We start from the raw sequence: 18,801 nt of genomic DNA, 5'->3' as shown, positions 1-18,801 counted from the left end.
TCGATGCGACCACCACCTTGACCCTTGAGGGGCGTTGTCGTTGGCTCCGAACCGTCACGGTGGGGCCTGTGGATAACTTCTGCAGGGTTTGCGGGATTGTCCGATGCTGTCGGGGTGAGCGCATCAGCTGGTTCCGAGCCGGCCCCTGACGTCGAGTCCGACGAGGTGCCGTTCGACCCGTCTCGTCCGTTCACTCGAAAGCAAGCGCTGGCGGCGGGAATCACGCCGAACCGGCTCCGCGGGCCGGGGTTCGTACGCCTGCACACCGGCGTCTTCGTGGCGGCAGATGTCGAGCTGACCCCGCTGATTCGGGCCGAAGCGGCGCTTAAGACCTACGCCGACACCGCCTTCGCCAGCCACGCGACCGCGGCCCGGATATCGGGGCTCCCGCTGCCGGCGCTGCCGGGTGAGCACGTCACCGTGATGACGCAGAAGGACCGTCACCGGATCGCTGGGGTCGTCTGTCATTGCGCGCCGAAAGTGGAGGTCAGGACCGTGGGCGGTGTGCGGGTCTCGATGATCGAGCAGAACTTCGTCGAGCTCGCCACGCTGCTCTCACTGGTCGACCTCGTCGTGGTCGGTGACTATCTGGTGCGGAAGAACCCCAACGGGCTAGCCCGTCTCCAGCGTTACTGCGCCAAGGCGACGGGCCCAGGAGCGGCGGCCGCTCGTCGGGCGCTGACTTACGTGCGTACCGGCGTCGACTCCCCGATGGAGACCCGCCTGCGAATGCTGATCGTGCTCGCCGGTCTCCCCGAGCCGTTGGTCAATCAGCTGGTGGGGGAGGAGAGCGAACTCGACTTTCGCAAGTACGACCTGTGCTGGCCGTCGATCAAGCTGATCGTCGAGTACGACGGCCGCCAGCACGTCGAACGCGAGGACCAGTGGGAGTCGGACATCAGCCGCCGGGAGAAGATCGACGACGACGGCTGGCGCATCCTCGTCTTCATCGCCAAGGACATCTACAACACCCCGGGCAACACCCTGAAGCGAATCCACCGCCAGCTGGTGGCAAGGCGCCTCCCCGGCGTATCGACTCACCTGTCCCCTCAATGGCAGCTCCACTTCCCAGGCCGTCCCTGATCCGATCCGACCAGTAGCCTCGGGCGCGTGACTGCCTATGAGTTCCGCCAGGTCGATGTCTTCACCAACGAGCCGCTGCTGGGCAACCCGGTCGCCGTCGTACACGGGGCCGACGGCCTCACCGACGAGCAGATGGCTGCCTTCGCGCGGTGGACCAACCTGTCCGAGACCACGTTCCTGCTGACCCCGACGGACCCGGCTGCCGACTACCGGCTCCGGATCTTCACGGTCAGCGGCGAGCTGCCGTTCGCCGGTCACCCGACGCTCGGGTCGGCGCACGCGTGGCTGGAGGCGGGCGGGAAGCCCAAGGGCGCGAGTCTGGTGCAGGAGTGCGGCGTCGGTCTGGTCGAGCTGCGCCGTGAGGAGCGGATCGCGTTCGCGGCGCCGGAGCTGCGCCGCGGCGGCGAGGTCGACGAGGACACCCTGGGCGCCATCGCGAAGGGCCTGCAGATCGAGCGCGGCGAGATCAAGGACGCGCGGTGGTGCGACAACGGACCGGGCTGGGTCGGCGTGATGCTCGCCGACGCGGACGCCGTGCTGGCCGTGACGCCCGACCACGCCGCTCTGGGGAGTCACAAGGTCGGTCTCGTCGGGCGCTACCCCGAGGGCAGCGAGTGCGCGGTCGAGGTCCGGGCGTACTTCCCGGCCGACGGTGTCGCCTTCGAGGATCCGGTCACCGGGTCGCTCAACGCCGCGCTGGGGCAGTGGCTGGCGGGGACGCAGCTCCCCGAGGCGTACGTCGCATCTCAGGGGACCGTGATGAAGCGGCGGGGGCGTGTGTACGTCGAGCGGGTCGAGGACCAGGTGTGGGTGGGCGGAGACACACTGACCACCATCCGCGGGACGGTGGAGCTCTGACCTAGGGTGGGGTCGTGCAGTCCTACCTCGATCTGTTGACCCGCATCCTCGACGAGGGCGTGGAGAAGTCCGACCGCACCGGGACGGGCACGATCAGCGTCTTCGGTCACCAGACCCGCTACGACCTCAGCGAGGGTTTCCCGCTGCTGACGACGAAGAAGGTCCACACCCGATCGGTCTTCGGGGAGCTGCTCTGGTTCCTGCGCGGCGACACCAACGTGCGCTGGCTCCAGGAGCGGGGCATCACGATCTGGGACGAGTGGGCCGACGAGAACGGCGACCTGGGGCCGGTCTACGGCTACCAGTGGCGCTCCTGGCCGACCCCGGACGGGCGCCACGTCGACCAGATCGCCAAGATCATCGACCAGATCCGCACCGACCCCGACAGCCGCCGCCACGTGATCAGCGCCTGGAACCCGGCCGACATCGACGACATGGCGCTGCCGCCGTGCCACACGCTGTGCCAGTTCTACGTCGCCGACGGCAAGCTGAGCCTGCAGCTCTACCAGCGCTCCGCCGACGTATTCCTGGGGGTGCCGTTCAACATCGCCTCCTACGCCCTGCTCACCCACATGGTCGCCCACGTGACCGGGCTCGAGGTCGGTGACTTCGTGCACACGCTCGGCGACGCCCACCTCTACAGCAACCACCTCGAGCAGGCCCGTCTCCAGCTCACCCGCAAGCCGGGGCCGCTGCCGACGCTGCGGCTCAACCCGGACGTCAAGGACATCGACGCGTTCGAGCTCGAGGACATCACGGTGGAGGGCTACGACCCCGCCCCCGGCATCAAGGCCCCCGTTGCCGTCTGAGGCCGGTTCGGGGCGCGTCGTGATGGTCGCGGCGGTCGCCGACAACGGCGTCATCGGCAACGGCCCCGACATCCCCTGGAAGATCCCCGGCGAGCAGGCCGAGTTCAAGGCGATCACGATGGGCCACACGCTCGTCATGGGCCGCACCACCTTCGAGTCCATCGGCCGCCCCCTGCCGGGCCGCACGACGGTCGTGCTGACCGGCGACAAGACCTGGTCGTACGACGGCGTGCTGGTCGCCAACGACATCGACTCCGCCCTCGCCCTGGCAGCGGAGGAGCAGGGCGACACGGTCATCGCCGGCGGCGCGCAGGTCTACGCAGCAGCGATGCCGTACGCCACCGAGCAGGTCATCACCCGGGTCCACCTGACCCCCGAGGGTGACGTCCTCTACCCGCCCTTCGAGCAGGCGGAGTGGGTCGAGACGAAGCGCGAGCCCCACGAGGCGTACGACCGCGTCTTCCTCGCTCGTGCTCCCTGACGCGCGAGTAGGTGTCTCGCCCCTCTAAGGTAAACGGCATGGAGCTACGCATCTTCACCGAGCCCCAGCAGGGGGCGTCCTACGCCGACATCCTCGCTGTCGCCCAGAAGGCCGAGGAGCTGGGGTTCGGGGCGTTCTTCCGCTCCGACCACTACCTGAAGATGGGCTCGGTCGACGGACTGCCCGGACCGAGCGACGCGTGGACGACGCTCGCCGGCCTGGCCCGCGACACGAGCACGATCCGGCTCGGCACACTGGTCACCTCGGCGACCTTCCGCCTCCCGGGTGTGCTGGCCATCCAGGCCGCCAACGTGGACGACATGTCCGAGGGCCGGGTCGAGCTCGGCCTGGGGGCGGGCTGGTTCGAGCAGGAGCACGAGGCGTACGGGATCCCGTTCCCGGCCCTGGGAGAGCGGTTCGACCGGCTGGAGGAGCAGTTGGAGATCATCACCGGGCTGTGGGCGACCGAGCCGGGGGAGACCTTCGACTTCAACGGGAAGCACTACACGATCAAGGAGAGCCCGGGCCTGCCGAAGCCGATCCAGACCCGTGGCCACGCCGGCTCGATCCCGGTGATCGTGGGCGGCGGCGGCAAGAAGCGTACGCCGACGCTGGCCGCGACCTTCGCCGACGAGTTCAACGCCGCCTTCGTCTCCGTCGAGGAGTCCTTGGCACTGTTCGAGAACGTCGGGCGCTTCGTGGAGGCGGCCGGCCGGGACGACTCGATCATCTACTCCGCCGCCCAGGTGCTCTGCGTCGGCCGCGACGAGGACGAGATCGCCCGCCGTGCGCGGGCGATCGGCCGCGAGCCCGCCGAGCTGCGTGAGAACGGTCTGGCGGGCACTCCGGACGAGGTGGTCGCCAAGATCAAGCGGTTCGAGGACGTCGGCGCGGCCCGCATCTACCTTCAGGTGCTCGACCTGAGCGATCTCGACCATCTCGCTCTCGTAGCCGACGAGGTCATGCCGCGCGTCTGACGATAGTCTGTACGCCATGACTGATGCTCCCTTCGGCACCGTGCTCTCAGCACTCGTCACGATGTTCAACGACGATGGCTCGGTCGACCTGGAGCAGACCCAGAAAGTCGCCAAGCACCTGGTCGATCACGGCCACGACGGCATCGTCGTCTCCGGCACCACCGGCGAGTCGCCGACCACCACTCCGGCCGAGGACGGCGAGATCCTGGCCGCGGTCAAGGACGCCGTCGGCGACCGCGCCAAGATCGTGGCCGGCATCGGCACCAACGACACCCGCACCACCGTCCAGCTCGCCAAGCAGGCGGCGTCGATCGGCGCCGACGGCCTGCTGCTGGTGACGCCCTACTACAACAAGCCGGGCGAGCGGGGCATCCGCGAGCACTTCCGCACCGTCGTCTCCGCGACCGACACCCCGGTCATCCTCTACGACGTCCCCGGCCGCACCGGCTCCCCGATCACCCTCGACACCTACCGCGAGGCGATCACCTGGGACACCGTCGTCGCGGTCAAGGAGGCCGCCGGCGACTTCCCGCGCGGCACCAGGCTGCTCGACCTCGGCTACTCGATCTACTCCGGTGACGACGCGCTCACCCTCGCCTGGCTGGCGCACGGCGCCGTCGGCGTGATCAGCGTCGCCGCCCACGTGCTTGGCGACCAGACGCGGACGATGATCGACGCCTTCGCGGCGAGCGACATCGAGACCGCCCGCAAGACTTATGCGCGGATGCTCCCCGCGATCGACGCCATCATGGGCGTCCCGAACTACGGAGCCACCACTGCCAAGGCCGCTCTCGAGCTGACCGGCGTGATCGACAACCGCAACGTACGAGGGCCCCTGGTGGCTCTCGACGATGACGAGGTCGAAGCGCTGCGAGCCGGGCTGGAGGCCTCTGGCCTTCTCTAGAAGGAATGCCTTTGTCTCACCCACACCCGGAGCTGACCGAACCCGGCAAGCTCCCCAAGGGCGGCCTGCGGGTCACCCCTCTCGGCGGCCTCGGCGAGGTCGGCCGCAACATGACCGTCTTCGAGTACGACGGCCGGCTGCTGATCGTCGACTGCGGCGTGCTCTTCCCCGAAGAGCAGCAGCCCGGGGTCGACCTGATCCTGCCCGACTTCGGACCGATCCGTGACCGGCTCGGCGACATCGAGGCGCTGGTCCTGACCCACGGTCACGAGGACCACATCGGCGCGACGCCCTACCTCCTCAGGGAGCGCCAGAACATCCCGCTGGTCGGCTCCGAGCTGACCCTGGCCTTTTTGAGTTCCAAGCTGCGCGAGCACCGCCTGCGCGAGACCGTCCAGCACAAGGTTAGCGAGGGCGACACGATCTCCTTCGGGCCGTTCGAGCTCGAGTTCGTCGCCGTCAACCACTCCATCCCCGACGCGCTCGCGGTCGCGATCCGCACCGGGGCCGGGCTCGTGCTCCACACCGGCGACTTCAAGATGGACCAGCTGCCGCTGGACGGCCGGATCACCGACCTGCGCGCGTTCGCCCGGCTCGGCGAGGAGGGTGTGGACCTGTTCCTCACCGACTCCACCAACGCCGAGGTCCCCGGCTTCACGACCGCCGAGAAGAAGATCGCGCCGGCAATCGAGCAGGTCTTCCGCGAGTCCGACCAGCGCATCATCGTGGCCTGCTTCGCCTCCCACGTGCACCGCGTCCAGCAGGTGCTCGACAGCGCTGTTGCGCACGGCCGCAAGGTGGCGTACGTCGGTCGGTCGATGGTCCGCAACATGCAGATCGCCTCCGACCTGGGCTACCTGCACGTGCCCGAGGACGTCATCGTGGACGCCAAGGAGCTCGCCGACCTGCCGCCGGAGAAGGTCGTCATGGTCTCGACCGGCTCCCAGGGCGAGCCGATGTCGGCGCTGTCCCGCATCGCCAACGGCACCCACAACTTCGTGCACATCGAGCCGGGCGACACCGTCCTGCTGGCCAGCAGCCTGATCCCGGGCAACGAGAACTCGATCTACCGGGTGATCAACGGGCTCGCCCGTCTGGGCGCCAACGTGGTCCACAAGGGCAACGCCCTGGTGCACGTCTCGGGCCACGCGAGCGCCGGCGAGCTGCTCTACTGCTACAACATCGTCCGCCCACGCAACGTGATGCCCGTCCACGGCGAGGTGCGTCACCTGCTCGCCAACGGTGACCTGGCCCGCCAGACCGGCGTCGAGAGCGTCGTCTACGCCGAGGACGGCGTCGTCGTCGACCTCATCGACGGCAAGGCCGAGATCGCGGGCAAGGTCGAGTGCGGCTACGTCTTCGTCGACGGCACCACCGTCGGGGACGTCACCGAGTCCGAGCTCAAGGACCGCCGGATCCTGTCCGAGGAGGGCTTCGTCTCGATCGTCGTCGTGGTCGACTCGGTCAAGGGCACCGTCGCCAGCGGCCCCGAGATCCACGCCCGCGGCCATGTGTGGCCCGACAACGCCTTCGAGCCGATCAAGCAGCCGATCGTCAAGGCGGTCAACCGGGCCATCTCGGAGGGTGCGACCGACACCTACCAGCTGCAGCAGGCCATCCGGCGTACGTTCGGGCGCTGGGTCTCCAGCACCCACCGCCGCCGCCCGATGATCGTCCCGGTCGTCATCGAGGCCTAGGCGAGCGCGAGCAGCACGCCAGCCGTGATCAGCGCCTGGCCGACGTGGTAGGTCACCATGATCTGCACGTTGGTCAGGCGCGGCGGCTCGTTGCCGTGCTCGGCGAGGTTGAGCCCGATCAGGGTGTCGCTGACGACGAAGATCGTCGCACCCGCCGCGATCCACACGCTCCCGGTCAGCCAGCCGAGCACGAGCATGGTGGCGATCACCAGCGAGTACGCCGCCAGGGCCGCCGCCATCGGCACGCCGCCCATCTCCCGGGCGCCCCGGAGCACTCGGCCCATCGGGATCGCCAGCACAACCGCGACCGCGATCCCGGCCCAGGACCACGCGGGGGTCTCCAGGCCGAGGGCGAGGAAGGTCACGGCGTACGCCAGGTGGCCGACGAAGAAGAGCGCCACGCCGCCGAGGAACCGCCGCGCCGAGGACCCGATCATCGAGATGTCGCCGAGCATCCCGAAGAAGAGCGCGACGATCAGCCACCACGCTGCCGGCTCGCCGTCGCCGACGAGTCCCACCAACACCATCAGCCCCACCATCACCAGGGGCTTGGTGACGTAGTGGATCCGCCGCCAGCCGAACCACACGCAGGTCCAGTCCGCCACGGCATCGGCGGCGGTGAGAAGGGCGATGAGGACTGCGAGGCTCTGCATGGCGGCAAACTACACCGATGCAACACACCCCCATGGGGTCCCGGAGCCAGGCCGCTCGGTCAAATACCCTGCTTGTATGGCGACCCGTACGTCTTCCCCGCCGGGTTCGCGGAGCTCGACCACCACCAAGAGCACCCGTCCCCGGAGTACGACCACGACAAAGCGAGCAACGGCCACGAGCCGGGCCCGCTCAAAGGCAGCGCCGAACAAAGGCCAGAACAAGCGCCGTCCCGCCGCAAAATCGACCAACCGGAAGACGACGAACCGTACGCCACCTCGTGCCGTACGTAACGGGCCCAGCCCGATCGCGGTACTCTTCGACGCCATCTTCTCGACCATCGCGAGCCTGTGGCTGGCGATCGCCGGGGGAGTGGCGGCCGTCTTCCGCGTCGGTGGCCAGGCCGCCAGTGACCTCGAGCCGGAGCACCGGCGCGACGGCGCCGGCCTCTTCCTGATCGGCCTCTCCGTCCTCGTCGCCGCCGGCGTCTGGTTCCAGCTCGGCGGGCAGTTCTTCGACGTCGTACGCATCGCCGTGGCCGGCGTTGTCGGCAAGGTCGGCTGGCTGGTGCCCATCGCGCTCGTCGTCGCCGGTGCCCGGCTGATGCGCGACCCGGTCAACGCCGCCCCGGTCGGCCGGCTCGCGATCGGCTGGGCCGCGTTCCTGATGGCCACGCTCGGCATCATCCAGATCGCCAACGGCAACCCGCAGCCCACCTCGGGCGACAGCACCGAGCTGCAGTGGGCCGGTGGCGCGATCGGCTACGTCGTGGCCAGCCTGCTGCTCGACGTCATGCGCTCGACGGCCGTGGTCGTCGTACTCCTGTCCCTTCTCGTCGTCTTCGGGATCCTGGTGATCACCGGGACCCCGCTCTACCAGGTGCCGAGTCGCCTGGTGGGGCTGCGCGACCGGGCGCTGGGCCTGACCCCGCCCGAGGAGATGAGCGAGAGCGGCACCAACCTCCGGCGGGTACGCCGGGGCAACAAGCTCTTCGCCGACGACGACACCTTCGACCCGGAGGGCTTCGAGCCCTACGAGACGCCGCTCCTCGAGGAGGAGAAGCCGAAGAAGAAGCGCAAGAAGGACGGGCTCGACATCGCGCTCGCCCTCGACGAGGACCCGGACGCCGACACCCAGCCCGACGAGGCAGTGCCCAGCGACGCGGCGGGCCTCATGCCCGCGGTCGCGGACACGGCCCCGAAGCCCGGCAAGCGGCGCGACCTCGAGCCGCCGCCGCACGCCGAGCTGCCCCAGCGCGTCGAGCAGCTGATGCTCGCGGGCGACGTGACCTACACGCTCCCGGGCAGCGACCTGCTCAAGCCCGGCTCGCCGCACAAGGCCCGGTCCAAGGCCTCCGACGACATCGTCAACCGGCTCCAGGCGGTGCTGGAGGAGTTCAACATCGACGCCGCGGTCACCGGCTACACCCGCGGCCCGACGGTCACCCGCTACATCGTGGAGCTCGGCTCCGGCGTGAAGGTCGAGAAGATCACCGGCATCCAGAAGAACATCGCCTACGCGGTGGCCTCCGCGGACGTACGCATCCTCTCGCCGATCCCCGGCAAGTCCGCCGTCGGTGTGGAGATCCCGAACAGCGACAAGGAGATCGTCACCCTCGGCGACGTGCTCCGCTCCAACGCGGCGCGCGGCGACCACCACCCGATGATCACCGGTGTCGGCAAGGACGTCGAGGGCGGCTTCGTGGTCGCCAACCTGGCCAAGATGCCCCACCTGCTGGTCGCCGGTGCGACCGGCTCGGGTAAGTCGTCCTTCATCAACTCGATGATCACCTCGGTGCTGATGCGGGCCACGCCCGACGAGGTGCGGATGATCATGGTCGACCCCAAGCGGGTCGAGCTCAACTCCTACGAGGGCGTGCCGCACCTGATCACGCCGATCATCACCAACCCGAAGAAGGCCGCCGAGGCGCTGGCCTGGGTCGTACGCGAGATGGACATGCGCTACGACGACCTGGCCAACTTCGGCTTCCGTCACGTCGACGACTTCAACAAGGCCGTACGCGCCGGGAAGGTGCAGCTCCCGCCCGACTCCGAGCGGGTCCTGTCGCCCTACCCCTACCTGCTGGTCATCGTCGACGAGCTCGCCGACCTGATGATGGTCGCCCCGCGCGACGTCGAGGACGCGGTCGTACGAATCACCCAGCTCGCCCGTGCCGCCGGCATCCACCTGGTGCTGGCCACGCAGCGGCCCTCGGTCGACGTGGTCACGGGTCTGATCAAGGCCAACGTGCCCTCGCGCCTCGCCTTCGCGACCTCGTCGCTGGCCGACTCGCGCGTCATCCTCGACCAGCCGGGTGCGGAGAAGCTGGTCGGCCAGGGTGACGGGCTGTTCCTGCCGATGGGCTCCTCCAAGCCGATCCGTGTGCAGGGCTCGTGGGTCTCGGAGAGCGAGATCAACGCGGTCGTGAAGTCGGTCAAGGGCCAGCTCGAACCGTCCTACCGCGAGGACGTGACCGCCCCGGCGGAATCCAAGCGGGTGCTGGACGATGACATCGGCGACGACATGGACCTGGTGATCCAGGCGATCGAGCTGATCGTCTCGACCCAGTTCGGGTCGACCTCGATGCTGCAGCGCAAGCTCCGCGTCGGGTTCGCCAAGGCCGGCCGCCTGATGGACATCCTCGAGTCGCGCGGCGTGGTCGGTCCCTCCGAGGGCTCCAAGGCACGCGACGTACTCGTCAAGCCGGACGAGATCGACGGCGTCATCGCAACGATCCAGGGGGAGATGTGAGCGAGAATTCACCGGCGGTCGAGACCGCCGACCCTGCCGAGACAGTCGACTCTGCCGAGACCATCGACTCTGCCGAGACCCACGATGTCGACGTCGTCGAGGTGCGCCGCAACGGCCGCCTCGCGCTGGTGGTGGCGCTCGCGTCGCTGCTCGTCGGCATCGCCTTCGTGCTGCGCGGCGGCATCGAGGGCTACCTGCTCGGCCTGATCCTGCTCGCCGTCGCGGCGGTGCAGGGCTGGACTGCCTGGGACTCCCGGATGCCGCTGCTGCTCGTCGACGAGCAGGGCGTACGCCTACGCTTCGGCCAGACCTGGCAGGGCATCCCGTGGTCGAAGATCGAGTCCGTCGAGCACACCCCGCGTCCGGACGGTATCGAGCGGTTCTGGAAGGACGGCCGCATCGGCGTGCTGCTGCACGACGAGGACGAGGTGCTCGATGAGCTCTCGCCGACCGCCCGGCGCCAGGCGATGCTGACCGAGCGCCTCTACGGCCTCCCGTTCTCGCTTCCGCTCGGCCTCTCCACCCGCGTGCTGGGCGCCGGTGACGACGTCACCGAGGCGATCGCGATCGTCGCCGCCGACGGCGTCGAGGTCGTCGAGATCGACCCTGCGCTCGAGGCGGACGAGCCGGAGGCGGACACCGACGAGAGCACCGAAGACCACACTGCCGATGCCGCCTCGGACGACGGTGACACCGCGGTCCGCCCGCCCCTCTCCGAGCAGGCCGGAGACACCAACCCCCGGATGCTCCGGGTCTTGGACGAGCCTGATATCAATGCCGCAGACGTGGTGGACGAGGCGGAGCAGGACCAGGTGGACCGGGACACGAACCAGGACGAGACGACGCCGAAGACCGACCCCGAGCCCGAGCCCGAGGTGAAGGCGGAGCCGGTCGCACCGCTGCGCGAGCCCTCGACGGCGGTCCGGGTGGATGTGCGCTACGTGCCCGAGGAGCCGCAGGAGACCATCGCCGTCCACGGTGCGAACGCGCTCCAGCTGGACCTGGCAGAGGCCGCGTTCGCCGACGCGGACATCGAGGACGCGGATGTCGACGAGGACGTCGAGGACTCCGAGCCCGAGGGCGTACGTCCGATCCCGGTGCCCGACGAGGGGGTCAAGGCGCTGGCTATCGACGGTGTCGACGACGAGCCCACCGAGGTGGTGCCGGCCAAGGTCCCCGAGATCGGTGCCGAGATCGCCGCGGCCCGCCGCCGGCTCGCGCTGGACATGGACGGCCTGGCCGAGTGGACGCGGATCCGCCCGCACGTCATCGAGGCGATCGAGGTCGACGACTTCGGCCCCTGCGGCGGCGACTTCTACGCCCGTGGCCACCTGCGCACGCTGGCCCGGGTCCTCGGCATCGAGGTCGCGCCGCTGCTGCGCACCTATGACGAGAAGTACGCCTCCGGCCCGGTCAGCCCGCGCGCCGTCTTCGAGGCCGAGCTCGCCCACAGCGCGGCGATCCGCCCTGTCCGGCGGATGCGTGGCGGTCCGTCCTGGTCGGTCCTGGTCGCCGCGGTGATGGCGGTCATCCTGGTCTGGTCGGTCGCGCGCCTGGTCATCGACGGCACCCAGCACGAGCCCGAGGCTGGAGCGATCCAGCTCGACGGCTCCGCCGGCACCGACAGCCCCTACGGCAAGTCCTCGCCCGTAGCGGTGACCGTCTCCGCCGCAGGTGGCGGTGCCCACGTGGTCGTCCGCGACTCGCGCGGCAAGGTCGTCTTCAGCGGTGACCTCGCCTTCGGCGAGTCCAAGTCGCTCCAGGTCACCCCGCCCCTGCGCGTACAGACCTCCGACGGTTCTCTCAAGGTCGCCGTCGGCGACGGCAAGGCCAAGGCCCTCGGCAAGACCGGCGAAGCCGCTCAGCGCACCTACACCGCCAACTAGCGCGCTCTCAACCTCAAGCACGCCGAGTCGGCTCGTCATGACGAGCCGACTCGGCGCTGTTTTCGGTCAGAACGCGCCGACTCGGCGGTTGTTAAAGAGTTCGGAGTTTGGTGACGCGGGTCACATCGGCTTTGGGACCATGACACCCGAGAGAGCGCTCTCACGAGTCGCCGGACTCATCGCTCATTCATCGGGAAGCGAGTCATCATGAGAAGTCTCAAGGCATTAGGAGCCGCTGTGATCGCGGCCGGCGTGGTCGCGGTGGCGATCCCGCTGACATCGTTCGGGCAGGCGTCGGAGGCGTCGGAGCCGGGCACCCCGGCCGGCTGGACGAAGGTGTGGAGCGACGATTTCACCGGCGCTGCCGGGTCGCGGATCAACACCAGCAACTGGATGTACGACATCGGCCACTCCTACCCCGGTGGCGCCGCCAACTGGGGCACCGGCGAGATCGCGTACCACAGCGACAGCACCCAGAACGTCTACCAGGACGGCAACGGCAACCTCGTCATCAAGCCGATCCGCGACGGCGCCGGTAACTGGACCTCCGGCCGCATCGAGACGACCCGTACCGACTTCCAGCCGCCCTCCGGCGGCGTGCTCCGCGTCGAGGGCCGCATCCAGATGCCGAACGTCACCGGCGCGGCGGCCCAGGGCATCTGGCCGGCGTTCTGGATGCTGGGAGAGCCCTTCCGTGGCAACTACTGGAACTGGCCGGGCATCGGCGAGATCGACATCATGGAGAACGTCAACGGGGCCAACCAGGTCTGGGGCACGCTGCACTGCGGCACCTCGCCCGGCGGCCCGTGCAACGAGACCACCGGCCTCGGCGGGACCCTCCAGGGCTGCCCGGGCTCGACCTGCCAGTCGTCGTTCCACACCTACGCGATGGAGTGGGACCGCAGCACCAGCCCGCAGCAGATCCGGTTCTACGTCGACAACACGCTCTACCACACGGTCCGCTCGGACCAGGTCGACGCGACGACCTGGAACAACGCGACCAACCACGGCTTCTTCATCATCCTCAACGTCGCGATCGGCGGCGGCTGGCCCGGCAACCCGACCTCGGCGACCGCCTCCGGCGTGCCGATGCTGGTCGACTACGTCGCGGTCTACTCCAAGGGCGGTGGCACCACCGAGCCGACCGACCCGCCCGCCCCGGGCAACCGGGACGCCTACTCGACCATCCAGGCTGAGTCCTACAACGCCCAGAGCGGCACCCAGACCGAGGCGACCACCGACACCGGTGGCGGTCAGAACGTCGGCTATCTCGGCAACGGCGACTGGCTCCGCTACGACGGCGTGAACTTCGGCTCGAGCGCCGCCCGTACGTTCTCCGCGCGGGTCGCCTCCGGCGCGCCCGCGGGGGTCAGCGGCCTGGTCGAAGTACGCCTCGACAACGTGAACAACGCCCCGATCGGCAGCTTCTCGGTGGCCAACACCGGAGGCTGGCAGAGCTGGCGTACGGTCCCGGGCAGCATCAGCGGGGTGACCGGCACGCACACGGTGTTCCTGCGGTTCACCAGCGGCCAGCCGGCCGACTTCGTGAACCTCAACTGGTTCACGTTCTCCCGGTGAGCGGGAGGCGATAGGTTCCACTCATGAACGAGACCCCGGCCGGCCGGCCGACGCTGGAGACGGTGGCGCGGGCGGCCGGGGCCTCGCGAGCGACGGTCTCGCGCGTCGTCAACGGCTCCACGACCGTGCGCCCCGACGTCGCCGAGAGCATCCGCCGGGCCATCGCCGACCTCGGCTACGTGCCGAACCCGGCGGCGCGGAGCCTGGTGACGCAGCGTACGGACTCCATCGCCCTGATCCTGCCGGAGTCCGCGACCCGGGTCTTCTCCGACGACGCCTTCTTCCCCGGCGTGATCCGGGGTGTCGGGGAGGCGCTGGAGAAGGCGGACAAGCAGCTGGTGCTGCTGCTCGCCTCGACGCAGTCGAGCCACGACCGGATCCTGCGCTACGTGCACGGCCGCACCGTCGACGGTGTCGTGCTGGCCTCGATGCACGGCGCCGACACCCTGCCCGAGGAGCTACGGGCGGCGGGCGTCCCGGTCGTCACCAGCGGGCGGCCGCTGGGTGAGGCGACGGTGCCGTTCATCGACGTCGAGCACGCCAGCGGCGTCGAAGCGGCGATGAACCACCTCGTCGGTCTCGGCCGGCGCCGGATCGCGACCATCGCCGGGCCGCAGGACATGGTCGCCGGGCGCGAGCGCCTGGCGGGCTACCTCACCGGTCTCCGAGCTCTGCCCGGGGCGGTGCCGTTGGTCGAGGAGGGCGACTTCATGCGCCAGTCCGGTATCGACGCGATGGAGCGGCTGCTGCAGCGCGATCCCGGCATCGACGCCGTCTTCGCGGCCTCCGACCTGATGGCCGACGGCGCCCTGCGTACGCTGCGCCGGCTCGGCCGCCGGGTGCCCGACGACGTGGCGGTGATCGGGTTCGATGACGTCGAGGCGGCGCGGTTCACCGACCCGCCGCTGACGACGGTGCACCAGCCGATCCATGAGATCGGCACCCGCCTCGCCGAGCAGATCCTCCGCCTGGTGGCGGGGGAGGAGGTCGAGGCCTCGGTCGTGCTCCCGACGAGGCTGGTGATCCGCGAGTCCGCCTGAGGCAGGAGCCTCAGGCGTTGCCCGCGCGGTAGCGCCGCTCGGGTCGCCCGGCGGTGCCGTAGTTGAGACGTACGCCGATCCGGCCCGTGCTCGCGAAGTGCTCGAGATAGCGGCGCGCGCTCACCCGGGAGACTCCGATCGCGTCGGCGCACTCGGTGGCACTGAGCTCACCGGACTCGGTCAGTGCGGCCAGCACCGACCGAGCGGTCTCGGCACTGAGCCCCTTCGGCAGCCGCTCACGAGTCTCGCGTGTGCCCTGGTGGCTGAAGACCTCGTCGATGCCGGCCTGGACCTCGTCGCGGTGCTCGGCACCCTCGGCTCCCTCGGCTCGCTGCCCGATCCGGGCGAGCGCCTCGCGGGAGCGGCGTACGTCGTCGAGGCGGGCGGCGAGGTCCTCGAACGGGAACGGCTTCACCACGTAGTGGGCGGCGCCACCGGCCGCGGCGGCCCGCACCGTGTCGGCCTCGCGGGCGGCGGTGATGACGATGACGTCGGCGTCGTCGCCGCGTCCGCGCAGCCGGCGCAGCAGCTCGATGCCGCTGAAGTCGGGAAGGTGCACGTCGAGCAGCAGCACGTCGGGGGAGAGGCGGGCGGTCTCCTCGAGCGCCTGGGAGCCGGTCGCGGCCACGCCGACGACGCGGAACCCGTCGACGCGCTCCACGAAGCGGGTGTGGATCGAGGCCACCATGAAGTCGTCCTCGACCACGAGCACGGTGAGCTCCGGTGCGGACGTCATCGGGCCTCCTCGGGGGCAGTGGTGGTGGGTGGGGCGAGCGGCGCGGCGCCTGGCAGGGTCGCGATGAAGACCGCTCCTGGGCGCTCCGCCGACCCGCTATTCTCCACCTCGACCTCGCCGCCGCGTGCACGGCACACCAGCTGCACCAGCGCGAGCCCGACACCGCGGCCGCTGGCGTCGCGCGGCTTGGTGCTGAAGCCGCGCCGGAAGATCTCGGGCAGCCGCTCGGCCGGCACACCGCCGCCGGTGTCGGAGACGCGGACGGTCACGGTCTCGCCCTCGGCCGTCAGACGTACGCCGACCCGACCGTCGAGCGGCCCGACCAGCGCAGCGGCGTCGACGGCGTTGTCGACCAGGTTGCCGAGGACGGTGACGACGTCGGCGGAGCCGTCGGGGGTGAGCCGCGGCAGCGCGCTCGACGTCTCCAGATCGATGCTGACCCGTCGTTCGGCGGCCAGGCTGGCCTTGGCGATGAGCAGCGCGGCCACCGCGGGGTCGTCGATCCGGGAGGTGATGTGGTCGCTCAGTGCCGCCCGGCGTGCGGTCAGCCCGGTGACGAACTGGCCCACCTCGGCGTACTCCTCCAGCTCGAGGAGCCCGGTGATGGTGTGCAGCTGGTTGCTGAACTCGTGGGTCTGCGCCCGCAGGGTCTCGGTGACGCTCTCGCGGGCGTTGAGCTCGCTCTGCAGCGCGACCAGCTCGGTGCGGTCGCGCAGCGTGGTGACGGTGCCGGCGGGTCGGCCGTCGTGGTGGACCCGGTTGCGGTTGAGCACCAGCACCCGCTCACCGGCGACCAGCGGCGCGTCGTGCACCTCCTCGGGTCCGCTCAGCAGGGCGAGCGTCTCGGCGGGCAGGTCGAGCTCGTCGAGCCGGTGTCCGGTCGGGTCCGAGGTCAGCCCGAGCAGCTCGCGGGCGCTGTCGCTCATCAGGCTGACCCGCCCGTCGGCGCCGACGGCCAGCACCCCCTCGCGGATCGAGCGCAGCAGGCCCTCGCGGTGGTCGGCGAGGGCGGCGATGTCGCGCGGCTCCAGCCCACGCGTACGCCGCTTGATCAGCCGCGCCAGCAGCCACGACCCCAGCACGCCGAGCGCAAGACCGGCCAGCAGCACCGTGAGGGCATCGGCCCAGGTGCGGGCGAGGCGCTCGGTCAGCGGCGGGTAGTCCTCGGTCACGACGACCACGCCGACCGGACGCGGCGCCTCGGCGTCCGCACCCGTCGAGCCTCCGCCGTACACCGGGACCTGGGCGGCGATCGCCCGACGGCCGGCGTCATCGATGTCGCCGGACCAGGCCCGGCTCGTCTCGCGCCTGCCCAGATCGAGGGTCTCGCCGACCCGGGTCGGGTCGGTGGCGACGAGGACCGTGCCGTCGAGCGCGGTGAGGTAGGCCGTGTCGGCGCCCGCGTCGGCAGCCCGGGTCTGCAGGTAGAAGCCCAGGGCCTGCCGGTCGGGGGTGCTGCTGGTCAGTCCGTCCTGGATCGCCGCGATCCCGGCCAGGCTCTCCGCGGCGGCGCGCAGCCGGTCCTCGCGGGAGTCACGGAAGTCGGCGTCGCTCTGCCGCAGGGAGACGATGCTGGTCGCCACGACGACGAGCAGCAGCACCGAGAGCTGCAGCAGCAGTACCTGCCCGGCCAGCGACAGGTGGCGCCGCGGACCCTGTGACCACAAGTTACACAACCTCCTTTGGTTGCCGAATGGTGACGACGGTCACCTCGGGCTGTGACCATCGCCACTGACCGTTTCTTCCCCTGAGTCTGGAGGCCAGCCGTTGTCGACGCCGACATCGCAGTCCCCGCCCCGACCGCCGCTGCCGCCGCAGCGGGGCCGGGCAGCGAGCATACGCCGTACCCGTGCCCTCGCCGTCGTACTCGTGACCTGCCTGCTCGCCGCGGCATCGGCCTGCGGCGTGACCCGTGGCGCGGAGTCCAAAGACCTCGACATGTGGATCCCGAACAGCCCCGGCGGCGGCTATGACCAGACCGGCCGGGCGGCCGTGGGTGTCCTCGATCGCGGCGACATGACCGGCGGCGACATCCAGGTGACCAACATCCTGGGCGCCGGCGGCTCCGTCGCGATGTCCCGACTGATGAGCGAGGAGGGCAATGGCAACCTGCTCATGACCATCGGCCTGGGCGTCGTCGGCTCCACCTACTCCTTCGGCGTCGACGCCCGTCCCCAGGACGCCACCCCGATCGCCCAGCTCATCGAGGAGCAGGAGGGCGTGCTGGTTCCGGCCGACTCGCCGTTCAAGACCATCGACGACCTGGTGAAGGCCTGGGCCGAGGACCCCGAGTCCATCGTGGCCGGCGGCGGCTCCTCGCCCGGTGGCCCCGACCACCTCTTCCCGATGCAGCTGGCCGAAGCCGCCGGCATCGACCCGAAGAAGGTCAAGTACGTCCCGTACGACGGCGGTGGCCCGCTCACCAGCGCGCTGCTCGGTCAGAAGATCGACGTCGGCTTCTCCGGACTCGCCGAGTTCGAGGGCCAGGTGGAGGCGGGTGAGCTGCGGGTCCTGGCCGTCTCGGGCGACGAGCGCGGCACCGGCGTCTTCGCCGATGCACCCACGCTGACCGAGAGCGGCATCGACCTGGTCTTCCTCAACTGGCGCGGCGTACTCGCCCCGCCGGGCATCAGCGACGAGCGCCGGCAGGAGCTGATCGACCTGCTCACCCAGATGCACGACTCGAAGCAGTGGCAGCAGGCGCTGAAGGACAACGGCTGGACCGACGCCTTCATCACCGGCGACGACTTCGACGACCTGCTGGTCGAGCAGGACCAGCGCGTCGCCTCGACCCTGAAGGAGCTGGACCTGCTGTGAGCGTCCACGAAACCGAAACCCAACCTCCCGAGCCCAAGAGCCCCGCGCGCCGGGTCGACGTCGCCCAGTACGGCCTGGCCCTGTTCCTGGTCGTCGTCGGGATCTACACCGTCATCGACGCCACCGGCCTGGAGGTCGGCTTCGCCGACCCGGTCGGCCCCCGCGTCTTCCCGTACATCATCGGCACCGGCCTCGTCGTCGTCGGTGTGCTGCTGGCGGTCGCCACCGCCCGCGGCTCCCAGCCTGAGCCCGAGGAGGGCGAGGACGTCGACCTGAGCTCGTCTGCCGACTGGCTGACGGTCCTCAAGCTCGTCGCGGTCCTGCTGTTCACGGTCGCGACCGTGAACCTGCTCGGCTGGGCGATCTCGGGCGCGGCGCTGTTCGCCGGCGCAGCCTGGTGCCTCGGCAGCCGAACGATCGTGCGGGACGTGATAGTCGGGCTCGTCCTCTCGGTCGCCAGCTGGTACGCCTTCTACGTCGGTCTGGGCATCCCGCTCACCCCTGGCGTACTCGACGGGATCCTGTGAGGACTG

At 70.0% G+C, this 18,801-nt stretch carries 16 protein-coding genes; 13 read left to right on the top strand and 3 right to left on the bottom strand.

Translation table 11 applies throughout. The annotated features are described in order from the left end of the window. Positions 1-114: 114 nt before the first annotated feature. The 7 genes from OG801_RS03570 to OG801_RS03540 are packed head-to-tail and all read left to right on the top strand — an operon-like array spanning position 115 to position 6,809. Positions 115-1,083, top strand: a complete 969-nt coding sequence (locus tag OG801_RS03570) for a DUF559 domain-containing protein (RefSeq protein ID WP_406033691.1) — start codon at positions 115-117, stop codon at positions 1,081-1,083. A 27-nt stretch (positions 1,084-1,110) separates the two neighbouring features. Further along, complete coding sequence (locus tag OG801_RS03565) at positions 1,111-1,941, top strand: PhzF family phenazine biosynthesis protein (RefSeq protein WP_406033689.1); 831 nt, start codon at positions 1,111-1,113, stop codon at positions 1,939-1,941. Between the two features lie 14 nt (positions 1,942-1,955). Next, complete coding sequence (locus tag OG801_RS03560; RefSeq protein ID WP_355022008.1) at positions 1,956-2,750, top strand: thymidylate synthase; 795 nt, start codon at positions 1,956-1,958, stop codon at positions 2,748-2,750. Beyond that, positions 2,740-3,231 carry a dihydrofolate reductase gene (locus OG801_RS03555; protein ID WP_406033686.1) on the top strand — a complete coding sequence of 164 codons (492 nt, stop codon included), beginning with the start codon at positions 2,740-2,742 and terminating at the stop codon, positions 3,229-3,231. Before OG801_RS03560 ends, OG801_RS03555 begins: the two co-directional genes overlap by 11 nt. Positions 3,232-3,269: 38 nt before the next feature. Beyond that, positions 3,270-4,208 (top strand): LLM class F420-dependent oxidoreductase, encoded by a 939-nt coding sequence (locus OG801_RS03550; protein ID WP_355020955.1) that lies wholly within the window; start codon positions 3,270-3,272, stop codon positions 4,206-4,208. A 16-nt stretch (positions 4,209-4,224) separates the two neighbouring features. Next, positions 4,225-5,112, top strand: coding sequence for a 4-hydroxy-tetrahydrodipicolinate synthase (dapA, locus tag OG801_RS03545; RefSeq protein WP_406033684.1), 888 nt, complete (start codon positions 4,225-4,227; stop codon positions 5,110-5,112). Positions 5,113-5,123: 11 nt separating this feature from the next. After that, on the top strand, positions 5,124-6,809 hold the full coding sequence (locus OG801_RS03540) for a ribonuclease J (protein WP_355020957.1): 1,686 nt from the start codon (positions 5,124-5,126) through the stop codon (positions 6,807-6,809). On the opposite strand, the gene OG801_RS03535 is transcribed toward OG801_RS03540, so the two are convergent. Beyond that, positions 6,806-7,462, bottom strand: a complete 657-nt coding sequence (locus tag OG801_RS03535) for a lysoplasmalogenase (RefSeq protein ID WP_406033681.1) — start codon at positions 7,460-7,462, stop codon at positions 6,806-6,808. The two genes, OG801_RS03540 and OG801_RS03535, sit on opposite strands and share 4 nt — an antisense overlap. A 76-nt stretch (positions 7,463-7,538) precedes the next feature. On the opposite strand from OG801_RS03535, the gene OG801_RS03530 reads away from it, so the two are divergent. From OG801_RS03530 to OG801_RS03515, 4 genes are all read left to right on the top strand, one after another. Beyond that, entirely contained in the window at positions 7,539-10,211 is a 2,673-nt protein-coding gene (locus OG801_RS03530; RefSeq protein WP_406033680.1) for a DNA translocase FtsK 4TM domain-containing protein, read from the top strand. Beyond that, the gene (locus tag OG801_RS03525) at positions 10,208-12,097 is read left to right on the top strand and encodes a helix-turn-helix domain-containing protein (protein WP_406033678.1); all 1,890 of its coding nucleotides are present in this window, start codon (positions 10,208-10,210) and stop codon (positions 12,095-12,097) included. Before OG801_RS03530 ends, OG801_RS03525 begins: the two co-directional genes overlap by 4 nt. Positions 12,098-12,304: 207 nt before the next feature. Continuing rightward, positions 12,305-13,675, top strand: a complete 1,371-nt coding sequence (locus OG801_RS03520; RefSeq protein ID WP_406033677.1) for a glycoside hydrolase family 16 protein — start codon at positions 12,305-12,307, stop codon at positions 13,673-13,675. 23 nt (positions 13,676-13,698) lie between these two features. Next, the gene (locus OG801_RS03515; RefSeq protein WP_406033674.1) at positions 13,699-14,715 is read left to right on the top strand and encodes a LacI family DNA-binding transcriptional regulator; all 1,017 of its coding nucleotides are present in this window, start codon (positions 13,699-13,701) and stop codon (positions 14,713-14,715) included. Positions 14,716-14,725: 10 nt separating this feature from the next. On the opposite strand, the gene OG801_RS03510 is transcribed toward OG801_RS03515, so the two are convergent. Then, positions 14,726-15,451 (bottom strand): response regulator, encoded by a 726-nt coding sequence (locus OG801_RS03510; RefSeq protein WP_406033672.1) that lies wholly within the window; start codon positions 15,449-15,451, stop codon positions 14,726-14,728. After that, a complete protein-coding gene (locus OG801_RS03505; protein WP_406033670.1) occupies positions 15,448-17,118 on the bottom strand; it encodes an ATP-binding protein in 1,671 nt (556 codons plus the stop codon). Before OG801_RS03505 ends, OG801_RS03510 begins: the two co-directional genes overlap by 4 nt. A 202-nt stretch (positions 17,119-17,320) precedes the next feature. Here OG801_RS03505 and OG801_RS03500 point away from each other — a divergent pair, with 202 nt between their 5' ends. Both OG801_RS03500 and OG801_RS03495 read left to right on the top strand, forming a co-directional pair. Then, positions 17,321-18,268, top strand: a complete 948-nt coding sequence (locus OG801_RS03500) for a Bug family tripartite tricarboxylate transporter substrate binding protein (protein WP_406033668.1) — start codon at positions 17,321-17,323, stop codon at positions 18,266-18,268. After that, the gene (locus OG801_RS03495; RefSeq protein ID WP_406033666.1) at positions 18,265-18,795 is read left to right on the top strand and encodes a tripartite tricarboxylate transporter TctB family protein; all 531 of its coding nucleotides are present in this window, start codon (positions 18,265-18,267) and stop codon (positions 18,793-18,795) included. Before OG801_RS03500 ends, OG801_RS03495 begins: the two co-directional genes overlap by 4 nt. Positions 18,796-18,801: the final 6 nt, after the last annotated feature.

Source organism: Nocardioides sp. NBC_00163, from assembly GCF_045206295.1.
In the GTDB taxonomy this organism is placed as follows: Bacteria; Actinomycetota; Actinomycetes; order Propionibacteriales; family Nocardioidaceae; genus Nocardioides.
This window is presented reverse-complemented; position numbering and strand designations above follow the sequence as displayed.